Below are 1153 nucleotides of genomic sequence, written 5' to 3'. Positions count from 1 at the left end.
TGGCCAAGTGCGTACCCGGTCGACGGCCCCGCGGCGGTTCCTCCTAACGTGAGTGCGTTCCCGAGGGCATGACCCCTCTCGACCCGCACACCACGGAGCCCGCCTTGAGCGACCTGTTCGATCCCGTCCGGATCGGCCGCCTGCACCTGCCCAACCGCCTGTTCATGGCCCCGATGACCCGCTCGCGCTGCCGCGGGGGCGTGCCCGGCGACATCACCGTCGAGTACTACGCCCAGCGCGCCTCGGCCGGGCTGATCATCACCGAGGGCATCCAGCCCAGCGTCCGCGGCCAGGGCTACACCGACACCCCGGGCCTGCACAGCGACGAGCAGATCGCGGCGTGGCGGCGCGTCACCGACGCCGTGCACGGGCGCGGCGGGCACATCTTCGCCCAGCTCATGCACGCGGGCCGGGTCGGACACCCCAGCCTCTACCCCGACGGCGGCCTGCCCGTCGGCCCTTCCCCCATCGCCTCGGGCGCGTCCATGTACGACGGCAGGCAGAAGCTCGCGCACCCGGTGCCGCGTGGGATGACCGCCGCCGACATCGACCAGACCCTCGCCGACCACGCCGCGGCCGCGCGCAACGCGATCGCCGCCGGTTTCGACGGGGTGGAGCTGCACGGCGGCAACAGCTACCTCATCGAGCAGTTCCTCTCCGACGGCAGCAACCGGCGCACCGACGGGTACGGCGGCAGCGCCGCCAACCGCGCCCGCTTCGCCCTGGAGGTGGTGGACGCGGTCGTCGAGGCCGTCGGAGCCGACCGCACCGGCCTGCGCGTCTCCCCGGCCAGCAGGCTCAACGGCATCAGCCAGAGCGACCCCCTGGAGCAGTACCTCGCGCTCCTGGACGGGCTGCGCGGCCGTCCCGAACTGGCCTACCTGCACCTGACGGAGTCGGCCTCGGCCGAGTACACCGACGCGCTGCGCAAGGAGTGGCCGGGAACCTTCGTCCTCAACCCCGCCTCCGGCACCGACACCGGACCCGCCATCGCGGCCCTGGCCCGGGAGCGGGCGGACGCCGTGGCGATGGCCGCGGCCTGGATCGCCAACCCGGATCTGCCCGCCAGGATCAGGACCGGCGCCCCCGTCGCGGCCCCCGACCGGGCCACCTACTACGGCGGCGACCACCGCGGCTACACCGACTACCCGGC

1 protein-coding gene is annotated in these 1153 nt (G+C 74.0%); it reads left to right on the top strand.

Annotated elements, in window-relative coordinates:
• Nucleotides 1-104: 104 nt before the first annotated feature.
• A partial coding sequence (locus tag DQW06_RS20155; RefSeq protein WP_157983513.1) for an alkene reductase occupies nucleotides 105-1153 on the top strand: 1049 nt, incomplete at its 3' end.

The organism is Nocardiopsis sp. TNDT3 (genome assembly GCF_003427465.1).
GTDB lineage: Bacteria > Actinomycetota > Actinomycetes > Streptosporangiales > Streptosporangiaceae > Nocardiopsis > Nocardiopsis dassonvillei.
This window is presented reverse-complemented; position numbering and strand designations above follow the sequence as displayed.